Source organism: Acinetobacter sp. V89_7 (genome assembly GCF_029967895.1).
Classification (GTDB): Bacteria; Pseudomonadota; Gammaproteobacteria; order Pseudomonadales; family Moraxellaceae; genus Acinetobacter; species Acinetobacter soli.
Genome location: NZ_JASCAJ010000032.1, coordinates 98,507 through 123,087, shown reverse-complemented (window position 1 = coordinate 123,087; position 24,581 = coordinate 98,507). Strand labels below are relative to the sequence as shown.

The following is a 24,581-nucleotide window of genomic DNA, read 5'->3' as shown; positions in this document are numbered from 1 at the left end:
AATTATAGAAATCATTGAATGCTTACGCCATTTGCACATGCACATCAGCAGTTTTAGCCTGTTCGACGACCTGTTCGGTTTCTTTGGCAATCCGGCCTTCTTCATCGGTTGGAATAACCCAGATTTGAGGTCCAGTGCCATTGTCGATTCGACCTTCCGTACCACGTTTTAAGTCGTTATTGCGTGTTTTGTCGAGCGCAAAACCAAAGTGTGGCAAATATGCCATGGTTTTTTCACGAATATACGCTGAGTTTTCCCCAATTCCACCTGTGAAGAATAAACCGTCAAGGCGTGGAAGTGCGCAGCTTAATGCAGCCAGCGATTTGGCTAAACGATAGCAGAACACTTCAATTGCAAGCTGGGCATCTTCATGCCCTGTATCTGCGGCCTCAATCAGCGTGCGCATATCATTGGAGAGTTGATCTGAAAGCCCCAGTAAGCCACTTTCTTTGTTGAGCATGGTGTCGATCTTGGCAATATCCCAACCTAGATTGCTGGCTAAAAAGCTATGAAGACTAGGGTCAATATCACCACTACGTGTGCCCATAACAACACCTTCAAGTGGGGTCATGCCCATCGACGTATCTTGGCTTTCGCCGTTCCAAATGGCGCAGGTCGAGCTCCCATTACCTAAATGAGCAGTTAACCAACCCCCTTGTTTAACTTGCCCTGCCAACTGACTTCCACGCTCTGATACATAAGCGTGACTGGTGCCGTGGAAACCATAGCGGCGAACATTGTGTTCGGTAAACAAAAATTTAGGTACAGCATAGCGGTAGGCATGTGCCGGCATGGTTTGATGAAACGCCGTGTCGAATACAGCCACTTGTGGCAATTCTGGGAACAAACGCATGGTGGCGTCAATACCAATTAAATGTGCTGGATTGTGTAGCGGAGCCAGCGGTGTGGCAGCGCGGATTCGATCAATAATTTCTGGCGTGAGGAGTTCGGCTTTGGTTAAGCTGCCACCATGAACGACGCGATGCCCGATGGCTTGCGGTTTGTAATTGGCGAGTCGAGCCAATAAGGTTTCTAGTGCTTTTTCGTGATCTGCATATGGAATAGAGAGTTCAAGCGGCTCGCCTCCAACGGTAATACCTTTGATACGCGCATCTGCACCACCCAAATTCTCTGCCAGCCCATAGATCCGATCTTCACGTCGTTCAGAAACCAACGCATATTTGATAGAGGAAGAACCGCAGTTAATAACTAATACTGATGTAGACACGATAGGTTACCCGATTGCTGTTGTAAATTATTTGTTCACTTGAAATTCAAATTCATGAACGATTCGAAGGTTAGCGCATACTTAATGTTTTAACATGTGTTGTTTTTATGTCCAAGATAGACTTTAGCAGATTAGACTTAAGCACTATCGACGATTAAACAATTTATAGCCTACTGCCAAGCACCAATCACACTGGCATTGAAAAAAGAGCACGATATTGGTTGTAAGGAATTGCACCACGCACAAGATTCATGCCGAGCTTTGATCATAGCGAATTAGACTGTCTGTCAGGTAAATGATTGATGAAAATCGCGTGATCTGGAACTCTATAGGGGCGAACCTCCTGTATAAAGATTTGGCTTTTGGTAAGATAATTTCATTTAAAAATGGTTTTAATTTTAAATAAATGAATATAAATCAATTCCTTAAGTTGTTTTTGTTTTTCGGATATTTGATTAGTGTGAATCTAAACAGCGCGATGCAAACTATAAGCCAGCATCAATAGGGATAGATAAAGCGAAAAGAATATTCGCTGATAAAAATGAAGCATGACTAAGAAGCCATTACGAACAGAAAGGCAGTTTGGTTTTTTTATAAAAATTGAAATAATTAAGTTTGGTGCCTAATTAATACACTTTAAGATTTATATATATTAAGTATTAATCACTCAGAATAATCTTCTTCAAACCATTTCTCACTAATCTTAATTTCGTCCATATTTTAATCGATGTGTTTATTTTCACAGCAGTGAATAGTTCGGTTTTTTGTACATAAATAATTTATGGCTCATACAATTAATTTTTTAAATACCTTTAGATTTATTTGAATAAATTCTTTCCATTCAGAATATAAATAAGCTGTATTAACTTAACAAGGTATACAGATAAGTATATGTACTATTAAAATTGGTAATCATGAATTGATATAAAAAATAGAAATACTACTATTAATTTTGAAAATATAATGAAATTTTTCTATTAAATTTCTTGTATAATTAAAAGAAATAATCAAAATAAAAACATAAAAATCAAATATTTAATTTGTAATATGATTTTATTTTATACAGTCATTGGATGGTGTGTATTTAAATGTATTTCTTGGTATTGATATTGAGATAATCTTGCTGTAGTTTTAAAAACCGGTTTTGAGTGTAATGATATATAGGCTTTTTTAAGAGCTTCTGATTTTAAAAATCTAATTTCTCTATACCATTTAAAGTATGTATACGGACTGTCGAATTAGTATTCACTGAGATAGCACGTGGCTTTTTACCCCAATACTATTATTTATTTTTTCAAATGATCTTAGAATCATTTGGTTTATTTTTTTGCCAGCTTATCCGGTTGTAAAAGGAGCGCCCAGCATGGACTTGCCGAATCCGATATTAGTAAAAGTGACCGAGCGTGTGATTGCACGTAGCCAAAAAACCCGTGCTGCATACTTACAGCGTATTGAAGATGCGCAAGGCAAATTTCCTGCTCGTGGTGCGCTTTCATGTGCCAATCTGGCACATGGTTTTGCCAGCATGGACGATTCAGAAAAACTCATTATTAAAGTCGGACGCGAACCCAATATCGGCATTGTATCTTCTTATAATGAAATGCTCTCGGCGCATGCACCCTATAAATCATTTCCAGATTTAATTAAAACAGCAGCGCGAGAAAATGGCGGTGTAGCACAATTTGCTGGCGGTGTACCCGCAATGTGTGATGGCATTACGCAAGGTAATGCAGGTATGGAACTGTCGTTATTTTCTCGTGAAACGATTGCGATGAGTACTGCCATTGCGCTGTCTCACAATATGTTTGATGCGGCATTGTGTCTGGGTGTTTGCGACAAGATCGTACCGGGCTTATTGATTGGTGCGTTGCAATTTGGCTATTTACCGACCATTTTTGTGCCTGCTGGCCCAATGACCAGTGGTTTGTCGAATGACGACAAGGCCAAAATCCGCCAACAGTTTGCAACAGGTGAAGTCGGGCGTGACGTGTTGTTAGAGGCTGAGTCTGCTGCTTACCATGGTCAAGGGACCTGTACATTTTACGGTACCGCGAACAGCAACCAAATGCTGATGGAAGTGATGGGCTTGCATTTGCCGAGTGCGGCATTTGTTCATCCTCATACGCCGTTGCGCGATGCGCTGACGGCAGAAGCAGCAATTCGTGTGCTCGATTTAACTGTTGAACGCGGCAACTATACGCCAATTGGCCATGTTGTGGATGAAAAATCAATTATCAATGGCATTGTGGCCTTACTGGCCACAGGTGGATCAACCAACCATACCTTGCATCTGATTGCCATTGCCCGTGCGGCAGGCGTTTTAATTGACTGGGATGACTTCGATGAGTTGTCTGCTGTTGTGCCATTGCTTGCGAAGATTTATCCAAATGGCAAGGCCGATGTCAATCACTTCCAAGCTGCCGGTGGTGTTGCCTTCCTCATTCGTAATTTGCTTGAGGCTGGATTGTTGCACAACGATGTCAACACGGTAGCTGGTAAAGGTTTGCAGCACTACACCAAAGAGCCAAAACTTATAGACGGTAAGCTGACTTGGGTGGATGCAGTCGCGCAAAGTTTAGATGAAAAAGTATTGCGTAGCATTGATGCGCCGTTTCAGCCTGATGGTGGTCTGCGTTTAATGCAGGGCCGTTTAGGTCGGGGTGTGATCAAGATTTCTGCGGTTGCACCGGAGCACCGTAAAGTCAAAGCGCCTGCCATTGTGTTTGATTCACAAGAGGCAGTACAGGCTGCATTTGATCGTGGTGAGTTGCATCGTGATTTTATCGCAGTGGTTCGCTTTCAAGGTGCACGCGCCAACGGAATGCCGGAACTACATCGTTTAACACCTTTGCTGGGTGTATTACAAGATCAGGGTTTTCATGTTGCTTTGGTCACCGATGGGCGCATGTCGGGTGCATCGGGCAAAGTTCCAGCCGTGATTCATCTGTCTCCAGAAGCCTTGCTCAATGGTCCGATTGCCAAGGTACAAACCGGCGATATGCTGATCATCGATGCCGAGGCTGGCGTACTTGATGTGGAGCTTGATGAGCAAATTTGGCAATCACGTCCTGTTGCACAGCCAGCGCATCAGGCTGAAAACGAAGTTGGTTTTGGTCGTGAGTTATTTGGTGTATTTCGCTCGGCGGCCGCACCTGCCGAGCATGGTGCTTCTGTATTTGGTGCCTTGGTCGGCGAAGACGTTCAAGTTTAACGTTGAAGAATAAAGAATAGGAACAAAAAATCATGATCAAGATGGAAGATGTTGTTCAGTTAGGCCCTGTGATTCCGGTACTGGCATTTGATTCGGCGGAACAAGGTGAGCATGTATCTCGTGCATTGCATGCTGGCGGTGTGAAAGTGCTTGAAATCACCTTGCGCACGGCTGCCGGGTTGGCTGCAATCGAGCGGGCAAGTCAGTTGGCTGATGACATTGTGGTTGGTGTCGGTACCATCACCAAACCGGAACACTGCGCCCAAGCCAAAAAGGCAGGTGCACAATTTGGTGTGTCGCCGGGTTTGACTAAAGACTTGCATCTGGCAGCACAAGACGCCGGTTTGCCGCTATTACCTGGTGTGATGACGCCAAGCGATTTGATTCAGGCGATTGAGCTCGGCTATGACATGGTTAAGTTTTTTCCAGCCCAGCAAGCGGGTGGTGTGGCAATGCTTCAGGCATTTTATGGCCCATTTCCAAATTTACGCTTTTGTCCAACCGGTGGCATCACAGTTGAGACCGCTCCAGATTTCTTAAAGCAACCGAATGTTGTGTGTGTGGGTGGCTCGTGGTTAACACCTAAAAAGGTAGTAGCGGCGCAAGACTGGGCTGAAATTACGCGTTTGGCGCAAGCCGCAAGTCAGTTACGTACTGAATAAGTATCAATTTTAATTAGTTTTTAGATATTGCATGAACGTGATCATCTGATATTGATCATACTTAAAGATAAAAAATAGTGTCTCAGTCGCAGGAAATTAATCGATTGAAGACACTCGTTTGGGTGGTTTGCTCAAATTGAATTAAATCAAGGAGAAGTGTCACATGGAGACCGTACAGGGTGGCATGTTACTTATTTACACCATAGTTGCGATTATTGCCTTAGTGGTCATGATCGCGAAGTTCAGAATTTACCCGTTTCTGGTGCTGATTATTGTTTCACTCGGTTTGGCCTTAGCTGTTGGTATGCCAATGGGTGACATTGTTAAATCATATGAAGCTGGTACTGGTAAAACTTTGGGCCACCTTGCGATCGTGATCGCACTCGGTACCATGCTCGGTAAGATGATGGCCGAGTCGGGCGGTGCAGAACGCATTGCGATTACACTGATTCAATGGTTTGGCGAGAAAAATATCCATTGGGCCATGATGGTGATTGGTCTTGTGGTGGGTTTACCTGTGTTTTTTGAAGTCGGATTTGTACTGCTCATTCCGATTGTTTTTAATATTGCCAAGCGTACGGGTAAGTCGTTACTGATTGTGGGTTTACCTATGCTGGCAGGCTTATCTGTGGTGCATGGCTTGATTCCACCACATCCAGCAGCACTACTCGCGGTGCAGGCCTACAATGCTGATATTGGCAAAACCATTGCTTATGCACTTTTAGTCGGTGTGCCTACCGCGATTGTTGCGGGGCCTGTGTATGCGCTCTGGATCAACAAATATGTCAAATTGCCTGAACATAACCCTTTGGCTCAGCAGTTTATTGATGCAGACAGCAACAGAACACGCGAATTACCAAGCTTTGGTATCACGATCTTCACCATTATGTTGCCTGTGGCGTTGATGCTGGTAGGTAGCTGGGCGGATCTATTTTTTGCACCTAAAACTTTTGCCAACGATTTGCTGCGTTTTATTGGAACCTCTGATATTGCATTGTTAATTGCAGTATTGGTGAGCTTTATTACCTTTGGCACCATGCAAGGTTTCACCCGCGTACAAATTGAAAAATTCTGTGGCGGCTGTTTGGCTTCGATTGCCGGCATTATGTTGATCGTTGGTGCGGGTGGTGGTTTTGGTGGCATTTTGCGTGATAGCGGGATTTCGAATGAAATTGTCTCTACAGCATTAAAAGCAAATTTATCACCATTACTCTTAGGCTGGTTTGTTGCAGCCTTGATTCGTCTAGCAACTGGTTCCGCTACTGTTGCAATGGCGACAGCCTGCGGTATTGTCGCCCCGATTGCGGCCACAGCGGGCGTTGAAGTTAGACCGGAACTGTTGGTTCTTGCTACAGGTTCAGGCTCATTGGTGTTTTCACATGTCAATGATGCAGGCTTTTGGCTGATCAAAGAATATTTCGGTATGACGGTGGGGCAGACACTTAAAACTTGGTCTGTATTGGAAACCATTATTTCGGTGTTGGGTTTGGCTTTTACGCTGTTACTCAGCGTCCTCATATAGTTAAAGGTGAATCGCCATGATTGTGATCGCAATGGGTGTCTGTGGAACAGGTAAGTCGTTAATTGGCAAGTTATTGTCCGAGCGGTTGTCTTGTGATTTTCTTGATGGCGACACGCTGCATTCGGCTGCCAATAAAAGCAAGATGAGCCAAGGGATTCCGCTCACCGATGAAGATCGGTTGCCGTGGTTACACGCCATTCGTCAGGCAATCGAGCAAAAACAGCAGATGGGCCAGACCGCAGTGTTTACTTGTTCTTCGCTCAAACATGCATATCGCGAGATCTTGCGCGCGAATGATCAAGATGTGCGGTTCGTCTATTTAAAAGGTTCGTTCGAGGTCTTGCAAAAGCGACTTGCTGAACGAGCGGATCACTTCTTTGATCCATCGTTGTTGCAAACCCAGCTAGATACACTCGAAGAGCCGAGTGTCGGTGAAGCGATTGTTGTGGATATCACGCTTTCACCGAGACAAATTATCGAACAAGTGACCCAAAAATTAGGCATAAGCAACAGTGTCTGTCGCGGGTAGTAGTTTTTAGAAATATGCAATTCTCGAAGGCTTGTGACCCCTATGGTACAAGCCAAGATCCATACCAGCTGCAATGCTGGTATTTACAGGAGCTAAATCTGACCGTTATTGATCAGGTTTAGACATATAATTAATTGGAGATAACAACAATGGGCTTATCAAATCATTTGCAGCAGAAGTTTCCTACAGTAGACGGCGTTCCTGAAAATATGCGTCTACCTCAGATTCATCAACGTGTTTCACTGGTCGATGGTGAACTCAAGACATGGGCAGGAGCAACCAAGACCACATTGTCTCCGATCTGGACACAGCAGCCAGATGGCAGCCTACAGCAAGTTGAGCTAGGTAGCTATCCATTAATGGGTGAAAAGGAAAGTGATGAAGCACTAGACGCAGCCGTACGTGCTTATAGCAATGGCCGTGGTGAATGGCCAATGATGAAAGTGGCCGAGCGCATTGTGTGCATGCAAAACTTCATTCAGCGTATGGTGAAACAGCGCGATTTGATTGTGAAGCTGATCATGTGGGAAATTGGCAAAAGCTTGGCAGATTCTGAAAAAGAATTTGATCGTACTGTGACCTATATGCGTCAGACCATTGATGCCTTAAAAGATCTGGACAACGCCAACTCACGTTTTGTGATGGCCGAAGGAACCATCGGGCAGATCCGTCGTACGCCATTGGGTGTCGTGCTGTGTATGGGACCATACAACTATCCGCTCAATGAAACCTTTGCAACCCTGATTCCGGCTATGCTGATGGGTAACACCATTGTATTTAAGCCACCTCAATTTGGTACTTTATTGTTCGAACCACTGTTAGAGGCATTCCGTGATTCATTCCCGAAAGGTGTGATCAATACCATCTATGCGCCTGGCTCATTGGTGGTTCCTCATTTGCTGGCATCGGGTAAAATCAATGTGCTGGCTTTAATTGGTTCGAGTAAAGTTGCAGATTACTTGAAAAAACAACATCCAAAATCACATCGTCTGCGCTCAATTTTAGGACTAGATGCCAAAAATGCAGCGATTATTTTGCCAGATGCAGATTTAGACCTGACAGTGAAAGAGTGCTTGCTCGGAGCATTGTCGTTTAATGGTCAGCGTTGTACGGCGCTTAAAATGTTGATGGTACATCGCTCGATTGCCGATGAATTTGCACAGCGTTTAACGGCTGAACTAGGCAAGCTTAAAGTCGGTATGCCATGGGAACCAGGTGTATTTATTACGCCATTACCAGGTATGCATCGCACAGCCTATATGACCGAAGTGATCGAAGATGCTGAAGCCAAAGGGGCGAAGGTAATCAATCCAGAGGGCGGCGAGCACTGTAAAACCATGTTCTATCCGGCCGTGGTGTATCCAGTGACAGAGGAGATGCGACTGTATCGTGAAGAGCAATTTGGTCCAGTTGTGCCGATCTGTGTGTATGATGATGTTGAAACAGTACTGGACTATGTCACAACTTCTGATCACGGTCAGCAGGTGAGTATTTTTGGTAGTGATCCTGAGCAGATTGGTCATTTGGTCGATCCATTGGTGCATCAGGTTTGCCGTGTCAATATTAACAGCCAGTGTCAGCGTGGTCCGGATGTATTCCCGTTTGGCGGCCGTAAAGATTCTGCGGAAGGAACCTTGTCTGTGCATGATGCCTTGCGTGCCTTCTCTATCCGCTCAATGATTGCAACCAAACAAACCGATGACAATAAAGGCATGTTGGCTTCTATGGTGTCTGAGCATTACTCGAAGTTTGTAAATACCGACTTTATTTTCTAAACACTAAATATAAAAAAACCAGCCTGAGGGCTGGTTTTTTTATTTAAACACTTAAAGATAAAAATAAAAGCGCCTGAGATTGATCAGACGCTTTGATTGAAAGTTATGAATGGTTTATTGGCTTAATGGCGAATTTGACCGTCGCCAAACACAATCCATTTTTGTGAGGTTAATCCTTCCAAACCAACCGGACCGCGTGCGTGAATTTTATCTGTCGAGATGCCAATTTCAGCACCTAAACCATATTCAAATCCGTCGGCAAAGCGTGTAGAGGCATTGATCATCACTGAGCTTGAATCGACTTCGGCCAGAAACTTACGGACTTTACTGTAATTTTCGGTCACGATGGCATCGGTATGATGCGAGCCATATTTATTAATGTGTTCAATGGCTTCATCAATATTGGCAACCACTTTAATGGCCAAGATAGGGGCCAAATATTCGGTATACCAGTCTTCTTCAGTCGCTGTTTTTACACCGCTACCGAGGATTTTACGCGTTGCATGACAGCCGCGCAGCTCGACATGTTTTTCTGCATATAGTTCGGCAATGCCCGGCAAGAATTCTTCGGCAATTTCCTCATGAACCAGTAAGGTTTCCATGGCATTACATACGCCATAACGATGTGTTTTGGCATTGAGTGCGATGGGTAAGGCTTTATGCAAATCAGCTTCAACATCCACAAACACATGACAATTGCCATCGAGATGCTTGATAACTGGAATACGGGCCTCGTTGGTGATGCGTTCGATCAGGCTTTTTCCACCACGTGGCACAATCACATCTACATATTCAGACATGGTAATGAGCTGACCTACGGCTGCGCGGTCAGTGGTTTCAATCACCTGAATGGCTGCTTCTGGTAGGCCCGCACGTTTGAGACCGTGCTGGATGGCTGCTGCAATGGCTTTATTCGATTCAAAAGCCTCAGAGCCGCCACGCAAAATAATCGCATTACCCGATTTTAGGGCTAGTGCAGCAGCTTCTAGTGTCACGTTAGGACGAGACTCATAAATCATGCCCACTACACCAAGCGGAACACGCATCTTGCCAATTTGAATACCAGATGGACGATAGGCCAGATCGGTAATTTCGCCAATGGGGTCGACCAATGCGATGACATCGTTTAAGCCTTGCAGCATTCCTTTAAAGCGTGTGGGGGTAAGTTCCAATCGATCCAGTAATGCGCTGTCAAGATGCTGTTCTTGGCCTTTTTTCATATCAATGGCATTGGCCGCAAGAATCTCGTTCTGACGGTCTGCCAAAGCTGTATAAATCGACGACAGTGCATGGTTTTTGACGGACGTAGATGCGCTTGAGAGCAGTCGAGATGCACGACGTGCCTGCTGACCTACTGTCTGCATATAATGTTCAATTGAATCTTGCATACGCTTTCAAAGAATTATTCTTGGACTTTCCATAGTAGCAGGCAATTTACAAACAATGAATGCTTGCAATGCAAAAAGCGTGCATAAATAGCGCGCGATATATTTTGTAATCTATTTAAAAATGAATCTGGATAAGTGGCGGTGAAATGTATTGCTTAAAAATCCTGCATCTGTATAGAATGAAAATACGGTCACTTAACTCTTTTTTTTAGTGAAATAACAGCGTTACCTGTAAAACTCAAATTTTAATGAATGGTTGAACATAGCTTGTAGAAATAAAAATCCAATGCAAGCAGGAGGAAGAACATGAATTCCATTATCCGCATGGATGAGGATGTTCATCGTGAAGGGATGTCATCAGGTTTTTTTGATTTATACCACCGAGATAGCTTTAAACAGCCAGCAAGAGAAACTTGGATCGCAGGCTGGAAAGTCGAATACATGGCGATTGCCACACCAGAAACCGCGCATCAAACGCCGATTTTAATTGTTGGCGGTGCCTTTCAAAACTTTAATTCCTATAAATATTGTGTCGAACAGTTATTCCAGTGCGGCCCTGTGATTTTAATCGATCTGCCATCGATGGGCGCAAATCAGCAAATTACCAACCGTGACAGCGGTGTATCGGCGGCAACCTTGGAGCTGCCTGATCTGGCGCGAATTCTTGTACAGTGGCTTGAACAGGTTCAACTAAGTAAAATTTCGGTCATGGGAATGTCTTTGGGCTCGGTGATCGCTTCTTGCTTTGCAGACTTACGCCCCGATATGGTCGAGCGCTTGGTGCTGATGGGGGTTATGCAAAAAACGCGAAAAAGCTGGCGCATGATTTTGGAAGAGTCGCTCAAACTCATGCAAGAAGACCGTATGTCTGAATTTGGTCAGGCGGTGATTTTATATTTGGTCAATCATGCCAAGCTAGATCAGACCCGAATGTCACCTACAGCAAAACGTTTGTTTTTTCAGCAAATGTCAGAGTTTAATGCCACTGAACGACTACGCTATCAAATCAACTGTGAGCGTTTGCTACGTCTAACCGATGTACCCGTACCAACATGCGAAACACTGGTCGCGGCAGGGCAGTTCGATAGTTTTACCTTGCCTTATGAAAATGCCAACTTTGCACTGCAATGTCCGAATATGCAATTTGCGCTTATTGCCAATGCCGATCATGTTCCCCAGCTTCAGCGCCGTAAGGAAACCATGCGTCTGTTTGAGGCATTTTTAAGTGGTCGTTCAATTCATCAGTTAGACGGAATTTTACCGATGACTCGCGATCAGATGCAGATGATGGAGCGTCGCGGCGAAATTCGCATTCAGGTTAATCCGTCTAAAACGAAGCTGACCCATCGATTACACGATCATTCGATTGATGTGCAAATTGTTGATCTGAGTTTTTTTGGGGTATTTTTTCGATTAGAGCAGTTGACGGATTTAAATGCAGTCAATGATGCACCTCGTGATCTGGCACTGCATTTACATGATGACGAAGGAAGCTTTCAGATTGAATGTCTGATCTTTGAAGCTGAAGCTTCTGGAGTTAGAGCGATCTTTAAACATGGTAGTTTCACGCTTGCCGATCGCTTATTGCGTTATGTCGAGCGTCAAAAGCAACGTCAGCAGCACTTTGCAGCGGTCGTCTAGGGTTGCGCCAAGTGTTGTGCATGGACCATCCAGACCAAATCACCTAAATGTGCCTGTTGTTCTGGATTCACTGAATTAAATGGTTGAGATAATTGTGCAGGTTGAAGAATTTGAACCTGCGCAAATCCGTGCTGATTAAAAAAGCGCTGAATTTCTTGCGGTGTAGTGAAGTGAAAACTGAATGCACTGCGTGACACCCATTTAAGAAGCTTACTGCTATGCCAAATTACAGCAGCCAGTTTGTTTTGTGTAGGCTCGGGATACCAGTCGGTCAAATAATGTAATTGTTTAAATTCATGACCATGGGTCGAGAGTGCATCTAACAATTCGCCCAGCAGGGCTTTGCTAAAATAATTGATCAATCCTTCACTGATAATCACCAAGGGTTTTTTAGGGTCGAAAAGTTCAAATACTGTTGCAAAATCAGGTGTAAACAGATCCACCGACAATACATCCGGACTATTCGGGTCGAGCTGTTTAAGGGCGGCCTGTTTGACAGCTGCCATATCTGGTAAATCCAGTTCGCGAAACTCAATATTCGGATATTGCTGCCTAAACCACCAGCCACGCGGTGATAGGCCACAAGCAATTTCAAGTACTTGAAGGTCTGGATATTGTGCAATCAGCGCTTCAAGTGTCTGATCCAGCATTTGATGGCGTTGTTTGAGTGTGCTGCGCATGCTGCCGCCCACAAATTTTTCTGCCCAAGTTTCCAGTGGGTGCGCCAAAGAGACCAGCGATCGACCTTTACGGGTGGCAAACACCTGATGTGAAATACCCATTTTGTACCAAATGTAACCGGTATAATGTGCGGTAAACGAAATATGTCGATGTTTGGAAAGAGATGGCTTCATATCGTCCTGACTCATTTTTATTTTAATCGTTGTGTTTTGCTTCTCGCGTTTTACCAGAAGCTGCGTACAGCTTCTGGTTTAGATTAGATCCTTGCTGCTCTATGCAAGTTAAAATGAATTTTTAAACGCTTCAATAGCATTTTTAGTCGTTTGCCATGTTTCTCCGAGCGATAATGCACTTGAAATTTTTAGTTCAGGGCATTGACCACGCATGCGGCTTAAACGATCTTGATTAGGAAGTGCATAAGTGGAAATGGCATCCAGCGCCAAACATGCTGCTGCGCGATCATTACAGACTAGTCCCATATCACAGCCTGCATCAAGTGCCGCTTTTAAGCGTTCATCTGCGCCACCAGCCACGCAAGCGGCTTGCATCGTCAAGTCATCTGAAAACAAAACGCCATCAAAACCAAGTTGCTTGCGCAGCACCTCTTGAATCCAAAACGGTGAGAAGCCAGCCGGATGTGGATCGACCTGATCATAAATCACGTGTGCAGGCATCAGGGCATCCAGTTGAGGCATCAACTGAATAAAGGTCTGCATGTCGGTCCGATAAATCTCATCGTAGTGACGCGAGTCAATCGCCGCGGCTACATGCGAATCGGCTTTGACAGAGCCGTGTCCCGGAAAATGTTTTCCTGTGGTCGCCATGCCTGCTTGTTTCATTCCACGCATAAAGGCTGCGGCAAGCACGGTAATATCATGCGGATTGTTGGCAAAGCTCCGATCGCCAATCACATCACTGATGGCATTGATATCAAGTACTGGCGCGAAACTAAAGTCGATTCCGACAGCCAGTACTTCGGTGGCCATTAGCCAGCCGCATTGTTCGGCCAGAGCAACTGCCTGCTCGGGTTGCTCAGGATAATATTCACCGAATTTACCCATGGCAGGAAGTGCGCTAAAACCGGTTCTCAGGCGTTGCACACGTCCGCCTTCTTGATCCACGGCAATTAAAATGTCGGGACGAATTTGACGCATGTGATCGGTCAGGGCGCGTACTTGAGCGGGTGATTCGATGTTTCTTGAAAATAAAATCATGCCGCCGACTTGCGGAGCGCGCAAGAGTTCAATATCTTCTTGAGTAAGCTCTGTGCCAGCAATGTCGAGCATCAATGCGCCAATCATATAAGAATCCGTTTTGGGGTGTGAATTAAAGAACGATAACGGAATTTTGCAATGATTTGCTACATTTTGTCAGCACAGAATATGATAAAACTACACGACGTACACAAATTAAGTTGATTAAGATGTTGAATCGACGATAAAGATCGAAGACTCGGCGTGTGGGGTGAATTGCATTTTCAACGGCTAGGCAATCCACCCTGATAATGGAAAGCTCAGGACGTATTAAGAATTTATGAAACTTCAAGTACTCGCATGTGCAGTTGCGCTCGCAACTGGCGGTTTTTTCTTCTCCCATGCAATTAATGAGGCAATCGCCGCGACCGATACTGTTTCTGTTTCTCAGTCGATTCAACCTACCAAAGAACAAGCGCTGGTGTCGCGCCAACTCGCAACGCTGGTGGATCGTCAGCATTATCTCAACATGCGTCTGGATGCCACCACATCGAACCGCATCTTAGATATGTATCTCGATAGCCTCGATCCGGATCATTCGATTTTTCTTGCTGCTGAAGTGGCTCAATATAAGCAAAAATACGGACCGACCTTCGGTGCTGCCTTAAAAGCAGGCGATTTATCTGGTCCGTTTACCATTCATGCGCAATACCGTGAACATCTTAAAGCGTTTTACGAGTTTGTACTTAATGAGCTGAAAAAGCCGCAAAATCTCAAACAGCCAAATGTCTATATCGAGACAGACCGCGAAAAAGCACCATATTTTAAAACGGCTGCCGAGCAGCAAGATTACTGGCGTAAAATGCTGGTGTCGCAGTTGATCAACATGACCATCAGCAAAGAAGAGGATCTGGCCAAACAAAAGGCACTTAAAGACAATCCTTCACTTGCAAATGGGCAGGACTTGGCCAGTGCAGATGATTTAACCCCTGTTCAAACCTTGGTGAAACGTTACACACGTCAGTTGGAACGTTTGAAGCGGGTAAAAAGCGATGACGTGCTCGATAAGACACTCAACGCGATGATGGCCACTTATGATCCACATAGTAATTATTATCCGCCAATCGATGCCATTGAGCTCAACCGCCAGACAACGTTACAGCTTGAAGGGATTGGGGTGTCGATTCGTCCTGAACGTGGCAATGAAGACTACACCAAAATTGAAACCATTGTAGAAGGTGGTCCGGCAAGTAAGTCGGGTCAAATTAAATCCGGTGATCGTATCATTGGGGTGGCCCAAGATGGCGACAAGATGGTCGACGTGATTGGCTGGCCAAGTTCGGAAATTGTAGGGCTAATTCGCGGTAAACGCGGTACCAAAGTCACGATTCGTGTGTTGGGGCCGGGGGCGCAGATGAGTCAGGCCCGCAGTGTGACTTTGGTGCGTGATGTCATTCAGGAAGAAGATGCCGGTGTGCGTTCGCGTACTGTAGAGCTGACTCGTGACGGTAAAAAACATGTGTACGGTGTGATTGAAATTCCATCGTTTTACTTGAACTATCGCGCCCGTCGTGCCGGTACCGAGTATCGTTCGGTCTCTGAAGATACCAACAATGCCTTGAAGGCACTTTCTGCCAAAAATGTTGAAGGGATTATCATCGATTTACGTAACAACCCAGGTGGTTCGCTTGAAGAAGTCGCGCGTATGCTTGGGCAAGTGATTAAATCTGGTCCTGTGGTTCAAATTCGAGATGGCAACGGTAATGTCAGTGTCTTTGAAGACAACGACGGTGGCGCACAGACCTACGCAGGTCCGCTGGCGATTTTGGTGAATCTGGCGTCTGCATCGGCGAGTGAAATTTACTCTGCGGCCATACAAGACTATGAGCGTGGCGTGGTGATTGGTAGTACCACTACAGGCAAGGGAACTGCACAGGTGCAGTTAGACAGTCTGGCCTATGGTCAGGCGACCTTGACACAGCGTAAATTCTACCGCGTGACCGGTGGAAGTACCCAAAATAAAGGGGTTATTCCAGACATTAAGCTGGTGGATATTTACGATGAAGAGTTTGGTGAGCGTAAAGCCAAAAATGCATTGAAGTGGGATACCATTCCAACCGCACCATTTAAACGCGAAGGTTCAATTCAGCCTTACGTTACTAAATTGGCGCAGTTATCAACGCAACGTGTTTCGAAAGATCCGCAATTTAACTACTTGGAAACACGTAAGTCGATTGCACAAGAAACCAAAGATCAGAAACGTACTGTGCTCGATATCGACCAACGCAAGGCTGAAATTTTGGCATTAGAGAAGCAAACCCTAGATGCCGAAAACAAACGCCGTGCGGCGACAGGTTTGAAGCCTTATGCTAATTGGGAAACCTATCAGGCTTCTTTGGATGCGCTCAGTGAATCGCGTGCCAAAATGAAAGCTACGCAGCGTCCGCCGCTTCCTGAAGAAGAGGCTTTTGTGAATGAGGCGATGAATGTGTTGCTAGACTACTCAAAGCTCCAAGGAAAATAAGCCTTAACATGCTTTAAAAAACCTTCTCGCGATCAATGTATAAGGATGGCGAGGAGGTTTTTTTATAGGGTTGTCAGAAAACTGTCATATCAAGATCATGAAAGTGTCAAAGAGTCTGCTTAAACTTTGAGCTATGATAAATACGCCAATGGACGCTTGTATGTACGGTATCCCCGCTACAACGCTACTAAAACAACAACAGATTCCAGAAAGTTTTAAATTTTATTTTAAACGTCGTTTCAATCCTTTTTCACGGGATCTAGATTGCCTGAATGAGCTGGTTCGCCCACGTTTAAAAATTGCAATCGTAACCGAAACGTGGCCGCCAGAAATCAATGGGGTGGCCATGTCTTTACTACAGCTCTGCAAGGGCTTACAGGCACAAGGTCATAAAATTCTACTGATTCGACCACAACAAAAACGGGCTTGTGCTGAATTTACGCCGCATCGTGAATGTTTGGTGCATGCACAAAAAATTCCCAAATATCCAGAGCTGCAATTCGGCTGGCCACAGTATCTGAAAGTATCTAAAGCTTTAGAAAGCTTTGTACCTGATGTGGTACATATTGTAACGGAAGGGCCATTAGGACTCTGTGCGTTATATGCGGCGCAGGCCCGAAAAATTCCGCTTTCCAGTGGGTTTCACTCGCCGTTTCAGGATTTTAGCCGCTTTTTTGATTTGGCATTTTTACTCAAACCCATACAGGGCTATTTACGCTGGTTTCATAATCATACCCAAATGACCTGTGTGCCCAGTAAAGACACCGAGAAAGCCTTACGTGCATTTGGTGTAACCTGCCCGCTAGCGATTGTGGGGCGAGGGGTTGATCCAGATTTTTTTTCACCAAGCCATCGAAACGAATCTTTAAGGCAATCTTGGCAGGCTGCACCCGATACATGCGTGATGCTTTATGTCGGGCGTCTGTCTCCTGAAAAAGAGATTGATCTACTAATTGAAAATTATCTGGCGATGCAGCGTACCGAGCGGGTACGCCAGAAACTGGTGATTGTTGGGGATGGCCCAGACCGAGCACGATTGCAGGCACTTGATCAAAATCGTGACGTAATATTTACGGGAAGTTTAAGTGGCAGGAATCTTGCAGAAGCTTATGCAAGCGCAGATGTATTTGTGTTTGCAAGTCAAGTAGAAACCTTTGGTAATGTGGTGCTCGAAGCCATGGCCAGTGGTCTGCCTGTCGTGGCTTACGATTACGCCTGTGCGCATCAATATGTGCAACACGGTGTAACAGGATGGTTGAGCCCTGTCGGGCAACCTGCTACGTTTATTCACAACATGCGTCAGCTGCCTGCTGCTATGATGCTACGGCAAATGGGACGTCTCGCGCGGCAGCGCGTAGAACAAGATGGCTGGCAATTTCCCGTACAACAAATGGAACAAGCCTTATATCGGGTGGTCAAGGAGCCCTACATGACATCATTCTAAACGTTAAGCGTGAGGAGAACACACCATGAATTTTAAGAATGCAAAAATAAGAATACTGGACCTCGATTTAAGAGGATGTGTGTATCTAAATCATTTTTCACACTCACAGCGTGTTGCCACATTTTTTAAAGTGGTCAGCCGTTTGGGTGACGGTTCGTTTTGGTACGCTATGCTGGCGATGGTCTGGATAACAAAAGGTTTGCCTTATGGCATACAAATCGTGTACCTCGTGCTGGGTAGCTCAATTGGAACCGCGCTATACAAATTTTTGAAGCATAAAACGACTCGGCCTCGCCCTTACCAAGTGCATCAAGTGATTGTACTGGGAGAGCGTCCGCTAGATCATTTCAGCTTTCCGTCTGGGCATACCTTACACGCGGTCATGGCAACCATCTGCTTAGGTTATGTTATGCCTGTACTCGTAACGCTCATGCTGCCGTTTACCTTGCTGGTGGCGTTATCTCGCATGATTTTGGGTTTACATTATCCAAGTGATGTGATGGTCGGCGCACTGATTGGTGCATCAATCGCTGGCATGATTATTTTTTGTGCGCCAATGTTGGGCGTTGTGCTTTGAGAAACGATTCTCTCTGTTTTATAAATTTGCTACAGTAACCAGACTTCATCTTAAACAGACAGGAACCTCGAATGGGCCTACGTTGGACAGACACCATTGATATTGCCATTGAGCTTTCAGAAGCACATCCAGAGGTCGATCCGCAATGGATTCGTTTTACCGACCTACACGCATGGGTGTGCGCCTTACCCGATTTTAATGATGATCCGCAAAAATCGACAGAGGGACTGTTAGAGGCCATCCAAATGGCCTGGATTGACGAAGTTCGATAAAAATCACAGAAAAAACCAAACTTTTACCGATTCGAAGCTGATTATTGGCCCGGACATCGGTATAATGCGGCAAATTTTTTTCACGTTTAAAGCGTATAGGAGCCACTCATGGCAATTGAACGTACTCTGTCTATTATCAAGCCAGATGCTGTAGGTAAAAATCACATTGGTGAAATCATCGCTCGTTTCGAAAAAGCAGGTTTGAAGCCAGTTGCTGTTAAATACAAGCACTTGACTCAAGCTGAAGCTGAAGGCTTCTACGCTGAGCACAAAGAACGCGGTTTCTTTGCTGACCTCGTTGCGTTCATGACTTCTGGTCCAGTGGTTGTTTCTGCGCTTGAAGGCGAAAACGCTGTACTTGCTCACCGTGAAATCTTGGGTGCAACTAACCCGAAAGAAGCGGCTCCTGGTACAATTCGTGCAGACTTTGCAACAAGCATTGACGAAAATGCTGCGCACGGTTCTGACTCAGTTGCATCTGCTGAGCGCGAAATTGCGTACTTCTTTGCTGCGGACGAAATCTTCCCGCGCACTCGCTAATTAAAAGCAATTAAACCAGATAAGTGGTATCATACTTATCTGGTTTTTTTATTCTCTCATGAAGTGATTGTTTTATTTTTAAACAATCGAATTTCATCTCTATTTTGGTTTAGGTAATCTCATGACATCTGCAGTAGGCGTTTCAGTGCCAAATACAGACGCACCGCATTCTTCATCTACATCTCAAATGGCTGTGGACAAAGACGTCGTGAAGCCGAAATTAAACCTTTTAGGGATGTCGCGTAAAGAACTCGAACAATTTTTTGAACAGATTGGCGAAAAGAAATTTCGTGCCGGTCAGATCATGAAATGGATTCATCAGTATTTTGTTACCGATTTTGCCGAAATGACCAATATTTCAGGCAAACTGCGCGCCAAACTTGAGCAAGTGTGTGAAGTCAAAGCGCCGCATGTGGTGCATCGTCATTATTCTAAAGACGGCACGCGTAAGTGGGTGTTTCGTGTGGGGGATGGTGAAGGCTCACTGGTCGAAACCGTTCTGATTCCGGCAGAAGATAAAACCGGTTCACGTAAAACCCTATGTATCTCTTCACAAGTGGGCTGTGCATTGGATTGCTCGTTTTGTTCGACGGGTAAACAAGGCTTTCAGCGTGATTTAACGCCTGATGAAATTATTGGTCAGCTTTGGGTGGCCAACCAGTCTTATGTTGAAGATGTACCTGTAGCAGAACGTACCCGTTCGGTGACTAATGTGGTAATGATGGGCATGGGCGAGCCGTTATTGAACTTCAAGCCTGTGGTTCATTCGATGTCGATCATGTTAGATGACTTTGCCTACGGTATGTCGAAGCGTCGTGTGACTTTGTCGACGTCGGGTGTCGTGCCAATGATCGATAAGTTGGCTGAAGAGTTGGATGTCGCCCTCGCGATTTCTTTACATGCGCCAAATAACGAACTGCGTGATGAGTTGGTGCCGATCAACAAAAAATATCCGCTTGAACAGCTTATTCCGGCAGCACAGCGTTATATTTCAAAAGATGGCAATGAAAGTGCACGTAAGCACGTGACCATCGAATATGTGATGCTCGATGGCGTAAACGATCATCCTGAACATGCACAGCAGATGATTAAACTGCTGAAAAATTTACCAAGTAAAATTAATTTAATTCCGTTTAATCCGTTTCCGCACGCGCCGTATGGTCGCTCAAGCCGTAATCGTATTATGGCGTTTCAAAAAGCTTTGTCTGATGCCGGTTTTGTGTGTACGATTCGACAGACACGTGGTGATGACATTGATGCGGCATGTGGCCAGTTAGTCGGGCAAGTAGCTGACCGTACACGTCGCGCCGAACAATGGAAAAAGAAAGTTGCGCAGCGACAAGAGATTATGCGCTCACAAGGATAAGCATTGGGAGTGGTAAGTTGAGTAAGGCCTATACAATTAGAAAGTCATTCGCTGCCACTATGCTGGCGGCGCTTCTTTTATCTGGATGCCAAACGACTTCAATAAAAAAAGATCCGCAAAAAGGCGCGAAAGTCCGGACTCAACTTGCAGCCGAATATATCAAAACAGGTGATCTTGATGCTGCCAAGCGTGCGCTAGATCATGCACTCAAAGTCGAACCGAGAGACAGCAATGCCAACATGATGATGGGGGTGTTGTTGCAGCAAGAGGGCAGTCGCCCAAATCTTGAAAAAGCCGATGAATATTTTGCACGTGCTGTAGCGCTGGATCCGGAGAATGCTCAGGCCAGAAACAACTATGGCGCTTATTTGTATCAGATGAAACGTTATCATGATGCAATTCAACAATTGACACGCGCCGGTAGTACATTAGGATATGACCAGCGCTATCTGGCACTGGAAAATTTAGGTCGGATTTATTTGCATCTGGGGGGTGTTTCGAATGCTGAAAAAATGTTCAAACAGGCACTTCAGGCAAGCCGTGATTCAACTGTTTCAATGTTAGAGTTAGCAGAAATTTATTATTTGCAACACAAAATTCCTGCCTCGACAGAGATGTATGAACAATATGTTCGAACTGTTGGGCAGAAAAATCAAAGTGCTCGTGCACTTTGGGTGGGAATTCGCGTCGCGAGAGCGAATGCCGACCGGACTGGGGTGCAAGTATTGGTAAATCAGCTTCGTATTTTTTACCCAGATAGTCCAGAATATCAACGTTATATGCAATTACAGTACAGTACTGAGGCCGTATGGAAATAAATCCTAATTCACAGCAGCCAACTGGCTCAAGTTTACCCACTTCTGCATTAGGAAATGTACAACGTCCCGGTGAGTATTTACGTCAAATCCGTATTGCGAAAAAGCTGGAGCTCGAGCACGTTGCGGACGCGCTGAAAATGCCGGTAAAAACCTTAACGGCACTTGAAAGCGATGATTATAAAGTGCTGCCAGAGGCCACGTTTATCAAAGGTTATTATCGTTCGTATGCAAAGTATTTAAATGCGGATGCATCGATCATTATTCAACGTTTTGATGAAATCTATGCCAATGATACGGGCTTATTGCCGAATCATGCGCTGACCAACTCGCCGATTAAGATCATGGGTAAATTGCCGGGTTCAAACAGCGAGCGTAATCGTAAATGGTTAAAACGTAGCGTGCTGATTGTATTGGTTCTGGTCATTCTTGGACTGATTTTTACCGCCATTCAAAACTGGTCAAGCAAGAAAAATGATGCCACTGCGCCTGCGGCATCGAACGTTGAAATTTTACCGATGGGAAATGCATCGGCAGCATCGGGCGACCAGTTGGTCTTGAACTTTACCCGTCCAACCTCTATTCATATTGTAGATTCAACCGGTAAGGTTCTTGCAACAGGTCGTCAGGCATCCACACTGGAGTTGTCGGGCCAGTCACCTTTTCAGATTCGACTTGATGATGCGTCTGCTGTGTCGTTAAGTTTAAATCAAGAGCAAATTTCATTGTCGCCTTATACCGTAAACGGCAAAGCAGAATTCCGTTTATCGCGTTAAGACAGAGAAAGTAGAGCACCCAACGATGATCGAAAATCCTATAAAACGCCGTCCGACCCGTAAAATTCGTGTTGGCTCTGTCTATGTCGGTGGCGATGCGCCTATCAGTATTCAAAGCATGACCAACACAGAAACCTGTGATGTCGATGCAACTGTTGCACAAATTCAACGATGTGCAGATGCGGGTGTTGATATTATGCGTGTCTCTGTGCCTTCTATGGAGGCTGCTGAAGCGTTTGGTCAAATCCGTAAACGTGTTTCAGTGCCATTAGTGGCGGATATTCATTTTGATCACAAAATTGCCTTGGCTGTGGCTGATTACGGAGCAGACTGCTTGCGTATCAACCCAGGCAATATCGGCTCTGATCAAAAAGTGCGTGAAGTGGTGGCCGCGGCTCGTCATCATGATATTTCGATCCGTATTGGTGTCAATGCTGGCTCGCTAGAAAAAGATTTGCAAAAAAAGTATGGCGAACCGACAGGTGCAGCCTTGCTTGAATCGGCCATGCGTCATATCGATATTTTAGATCGTTTGAACTTTCATGAGTTTAAAGTCAGTGTGAAAGCATCGAATGTATTTTTAACCATGGATGCTTATCGCTTGCTTTCGCAGCAGATTGATAATCCACTGCATTTGGGTGTAACCGAAGCTGGGATTTATCGTACAGGCACGGTCAAATCTGCGATTGCACTCGGTGGCTTGCTGATGGAAGGCATTGGCGATACTATGCGTATCTCCTTGGCAGCTGAGCCAGAAGATGAAGTTAAAATCGGCTTTGATATTCTCAAATCACTTGGTTTGCGTTCAAACGGGATTAACTTTATTGCGTGTCCAAGCTGTTCTCGTCAAGAGTTTGATGTGATCAAGGTCATGCAATCGCTTGAAGAGCGCTTAGAAGATGTTCGTACCCCAATGGATCTGTCGGTGATTGGGTGTAAGGTAAATGGTCCGGGTGAGGCGAAGGAAGCTGATATCGGTGTTGTGGGTGCTTCTCCTCGTTCATTGGTCTATCGTAACGGTGAAAAAAGTCACCTGATCGATACGGACCAGTTGGTTGATGAAATCGAATCAATGGTTCGTCAGCGTGTGAAAGAGATCGAAGAAGCTAAATCTAAAGAAATTATTCGTAGTTCATCATGAGTTCAATTGTCGCAATTAAAGGTTTTAATGACGTTCTTCCTGCTCAAACGCCAGCATGGAGACGTCTTGAACAGCATCTCGCTTCTTTGATGGATGCATACGGTTACCAACAGATTCGCTTGCCGATTGTTGAACAAACAGGCTTATTCAAGCGTGCAATTGGTGATGCAACGGATATTGTCGAAAAGGAAATGTATACCTTTCTCGATAAAGGAACACCACCAGAATCTTTAACACTGCGTCCTGAAGGTACTGCAGGTTGTGTACGTGCCATGCTCGAACACAACTTACTGCGTGGCGCCACTCCGCGTGTTTGGTATGTTGGACCTATGTTTCGCTACGAAAAACCACAGAAGGGACGTTATCGTCAATTTCATCAGTTCGGTGTCGAAACCTTTGGGGTGGCAACGCCAGACATCGATGCCGAACTGATCATGATGACGGCACGTTTGTGGAAACGCATGGGTGTATCCGATAAAGTTCAACTTGAGCTCAATACCTTGGGTGAAATGGATGAGCGTGCTGAATATCGAGCTGCATTGGTCGATTTTTTAAATCAGCACAAAGATGCACTTGATGAAGATTCTCAGCGTCGTTTGGGCACCAATCCGCTACGTATTTTAGATTCGAAAATTGAATCGACTCAAAAGATCTTGGAAAATGCACCGAAATTGCATGATTTTCTTAAAGAAGAAAGTTTGGCTCATTTCCAGCAATTGCAAGATTATCTGACTCAGGCGGGCGTATCGTTTGTCATTAACCAAAAACTGGTTCGTGGTCTCGATTACTACAACAAAACAGTATTTGAATGGACCACAACGTTATTGGGTTCGCAAGGGACGGTATGTGCAGGCGGTCGTTATGATGGTCTGGTCGGACAACTCAAAGGTAAGGCGGATCAATCTGTACCTGCGGTAGGTTTTGCCATGGGCATGGAGCGACTTTTACTCTTGCTTGAGCAAGTTGAACAGGTTCAAGCCGTGCGTGATTGTGATGTCTTTTTAGTGGCCGAACCAGCCTATCAAGGCAAGGCACTGGTGCTGGCAGAACAGGTGCGTGATCAGCTCGAGCAGCTCAATCATCCGCTTCGAATTAAAACCGGTTCTCAGGGCAGTATGAAGAGTCAAATGAAAAAAGCCGACCAATCTGGTGCGCGCTTTGCTGTGATTCTTGGAGAACGAGAGTGGACTGCACAGGAGCTTGCGATTAAAGAGTTGGCAACCGCAGAACAGTCTCAGGTTGCGCTCTCGGCGCTTGTACCATTTTTAATTGAAAAAATTGCAAATTAAGCTGAAG

Annotated in this window: 20 protein-coding genes; 16 read left to right on the top strand and 4 right to left on the bottom strand. The window is 45.1% G+C overall.

Annotated elements, in window-relative coordinates; translation table 11 throughout:
* Window positions 1-22 precede the first annotated feature (22 nt).
* Complete coding sequence (locus QLG00_RS13305; RefSeq protein ID WP_151868707.1) at window positions 23-1,228, bottom strand: acetate kinase; 1,206 nt, start codon at window positions 1,226-1,228, stop codon at window positions 23-25.
* Between the two features lie 1,363 nt (window positions 1,229-2,591).
* On the opposite strand from QLG00_RS13305, the gene edd reads away from it, so the two are divergent.
* The 5 genes from edd to QLG00_RS13280 all read left to right on the top strand — a co-directional run bounded on the left by edd (window position 2,592) and on the right by QLG00_RS13280 (window position 8,927).
* The gene (edd, locus tag QLG00_RS13300) at window positions 2,592-4,439 is read left to right on the top strand and encodes a phosphogluconate dehydratase (protein WP_282471189.1); all 1,848 of its coding nucleotides are present in this window, start codon (window positions 2,592-2,594) and stop codon (window positions 4,437-4,439) included.
* Between the two features lie 32 nt (window positions 4,440-4,471).
* Window positions 4,472-5,101, top strand: a complete 630-nt coding sequence (gene eda, locus QLG00_RS13295; RefSeq protein ID WP_004943699.1) for a bifunctional 4-hydroxy-2-oxoglutarate aldolase/2-dehydro-3-deoxy-phosphogluconate aldolase — start codon at window positions 4,472-4,474, stop codon at window positions 5,099-5,101.
* A 163-nt stretch (window positions 5,102-5,264) separates the two neighbouring features.
* Window positions 5,265-6,623, top strand: coding sequence for a gluconate:H+ symporter (locus tag QLG00_RS13290; RefSeq protein WP_004932875.1), 1,359 nt, complete (start codon window positions 5,265-5,267; stop codon window positions 6,621-6,623).
* A 16-nt stretch (window positions 6,624-6,639) separates the two neighbouring features.
* A complete protein-coding gene (locus tag QLG00_RS13285; protein WP_004932877.1) occupies window positions 6,640-7,152 on the top strand; it encodes a gluconokinase in 513 nt (170 codons plus the stop codon).
* Window positions 7,153-7,301: 149 nt separating this feature from the next.
* On the top strand, window positions 7,302-8,927 hold the full coding sequence (locus tag QLG00_RS13280) for an NADP-dependent glyceraldehyde-3-phosphate dehydrogenase (RefSeq protein ID WP_004932884.1): 1,626 nt from the start codon (window positions 7,302-7,304) through the stop codon (window positions 8,925-8,927).
* A gap of 122 nt (window positions 8,928-9,049) precedes the next feature.
* On the opposite strand, the gene QLG00_RS13275 is transcribed toward QLG00_RS13280, so the two are convergent.
* A complete protein-coding gene (locus tag QLG00_RS13275) occupies window positions 9,050-10,315 on the bottom strand; it encodes a glutamate-5-semialdehyde dehydrogenase (RefSeq protein ID WP_004932889.1) in 1,266 nt (421 codons plus the stop codon).
* 306 nt (window positions 10,316-10,621) lie between these two features.
* On the opposite strand from QLG00_RS13275, the gene QLG00_RS13270 reads away from it, so the two are divergent.
* Entirely contained in the window at window positions 10,622-11,956 is a 1,335-nt protein-coding gene (locus QLG00_RS13270; RefSeq protein WP_119690163.1) for an alpha/beta hydrolase, read from the top strand.
* Here the strand turns inward: QLG00_RS13270 and QLG00_RS13265 are convergent.
* Both QLG00_RS13265 and nagZ read right to left on the bottom strand, forming a co-directional pair.
* A complete protein-coding gene (locus tag QLG00_RS13265; RefSeq protein WP_282471188.1) occupies window positions 11,953-12,810 on the bottom strand; it encodes a class I SAM-dependent methyltransferase in 858 nt (285 codons plus the stop codon). The two genes, QLG00_RS13270 and QLG00_RS13265, sit on opposite strands and share 4 nt — an antisense overlap.
* A 108-nt stretch (window positions 12,811-12,918) precedes the next feature.
* Window positions 12,919-13,938, bottom strand: a complete 1,020-nt coding sequence (gene nagZ / locus QLG00_RS13260) for a beta-N-acetylhexosaminidase (protein ID WP_282471187.1) — start codon at window positions 13,936-13,938, stop codon at window positions 12,919-12,921.
* 232 nt (window positions 13,939-14,170) lie between these two features.
* Between nagZ and QLG00_RS13255 the strand changes: the two genes are divergently transcribed.
* The 10 genes from QLG00_RS13255 (at window position 14,171) to hisS (ending at window position 24,574) form a co-directional block, all read left to right on the top strand.
* The gene (locus QLG00_RS13255; RefSeq protein ID WP_119025182.1) at window positions 14,171-16,354 is read left to right on the top strand and encodes a carboxy terminal-processing peptidase; all 2,184 of its coding nucleotides are present in this window, start codon (window positions 14,171-14,173) and stop codon (window positions 16,352-16,354) included.
* Window positions 16,355-16,514: 160 nt separating this feature from the next.
* Entirely contained in the window at window positions 16,515-17,798 is a 1,284-nt protein-coding gene (locus QLG00_RS13250) for a glycosyltransferase family 1 protein (RefSeq protein ID WP_004943682.1), read from the top strand.
* A gap of 25 nt (window positions 17,799-17,823) precedes the next feature.
* Window positions 17,824-18,375, top strand: coding sequence for a phosphatase PAP2 family protein (locus QLG00_RS13245; RefSeq protein ID WP_004943680.1), 552 nt, complete (start codon window positions 17,824-17,826; stop codon window positions 18,373-18,375).
* A gap of 71 nt (window positions 18,376-18,446) precedes the next feature.
* A complete protein-coding gene (gene iscX, locus QLG00_RS13240) occupies window positions 18,447-18,647 on the top strand; it encodes a Fe-S cluster assembly protein IscX (RefSeq protein ID WP_004932909.1) in 201 nt (66 codons plus the stop codon).
* A gap of 108 nt (window positions 18,648-18,755) precedes the next feature.
* Entirely contained in the window at window positions 18,756-19,187 is a 432-nt protein-coding gene (ndk, locus tag QLG00_RS13235) for a nucleoside-diphosphate kinase (protein WP_004932912.1), read from the top strand.
* 121 nt (window positions 19,188-19,308) lie between these two features.
* On the top strand, window positions 19,309-20,553 hold the full coding sequence (rlmN, locus tag QLG00_RS13230; protein ID WP_004932914.1) for a 23S rRNA (adenine(2503)-C(2))-methyltransferase RlmN: 1,245 nt from the start codon (window positions 19,309-19,311) through the stop codon (window positions 20,551-20,553).
* Window positions 20,554-20,612: 59 nt separating this feature from the next.
* Entirely contained in the window at window positions 20,613-21,371 is a 759-nt protein-coding gene (gene pilW, locus QLG00_RS13225; RefSeq protein ID WP_282471219.1) for a type IV pilus biogenesis/stability protein PilW, read from the top strand.
* Window positions 21,362-22,144, top strand: coding sequence for a DUF4115 domain-containing protein (locus QLG00_RS13220; protein WP_004943670.1), 783 nt, complete (start codon window positions 21,362-21,364; stop codon window positions 22,142-22,144). Before pilW ends, QLG00_RS13220 begins: the two co-directional genes overlap by 10 nt.
* A gap of 25 nt (window positions 22,145-22,169) precedes the next feature.
* Window positions 22,170-23,285 carry a flavodoxin-dependent (E)-4-hydroxy-3-methylbut-2-enyl-diphosphate synthase gene (gene ispG / locus QLG00_RS13215; protein ID WP_004932923.1) on the top strand — a complete coding sequence of 372 codons (1,116 nt, stop codon included), beginning with the start codon at window positions 22,170-22,172 and terminating at the stop codon, window positions 23,283-23,285.
* Window positions 23,282-24,574 (top strand): histidine--tRNA ligase, encoded by a 1,293-nt coding sequence (hisS, locus tag QLG00_RS13210; protein WP_004943667.1) that lies wholly within the window; start codon window positions 23,282-23,284, stop codon window positions 24,572-24,574. Before ispG ends, hisS begins: the two co-directional genes overlap by 4 nt.
* The last annotated feature ends 7 nt before the right edge of the window (window positions 24,575-24,581 follow it).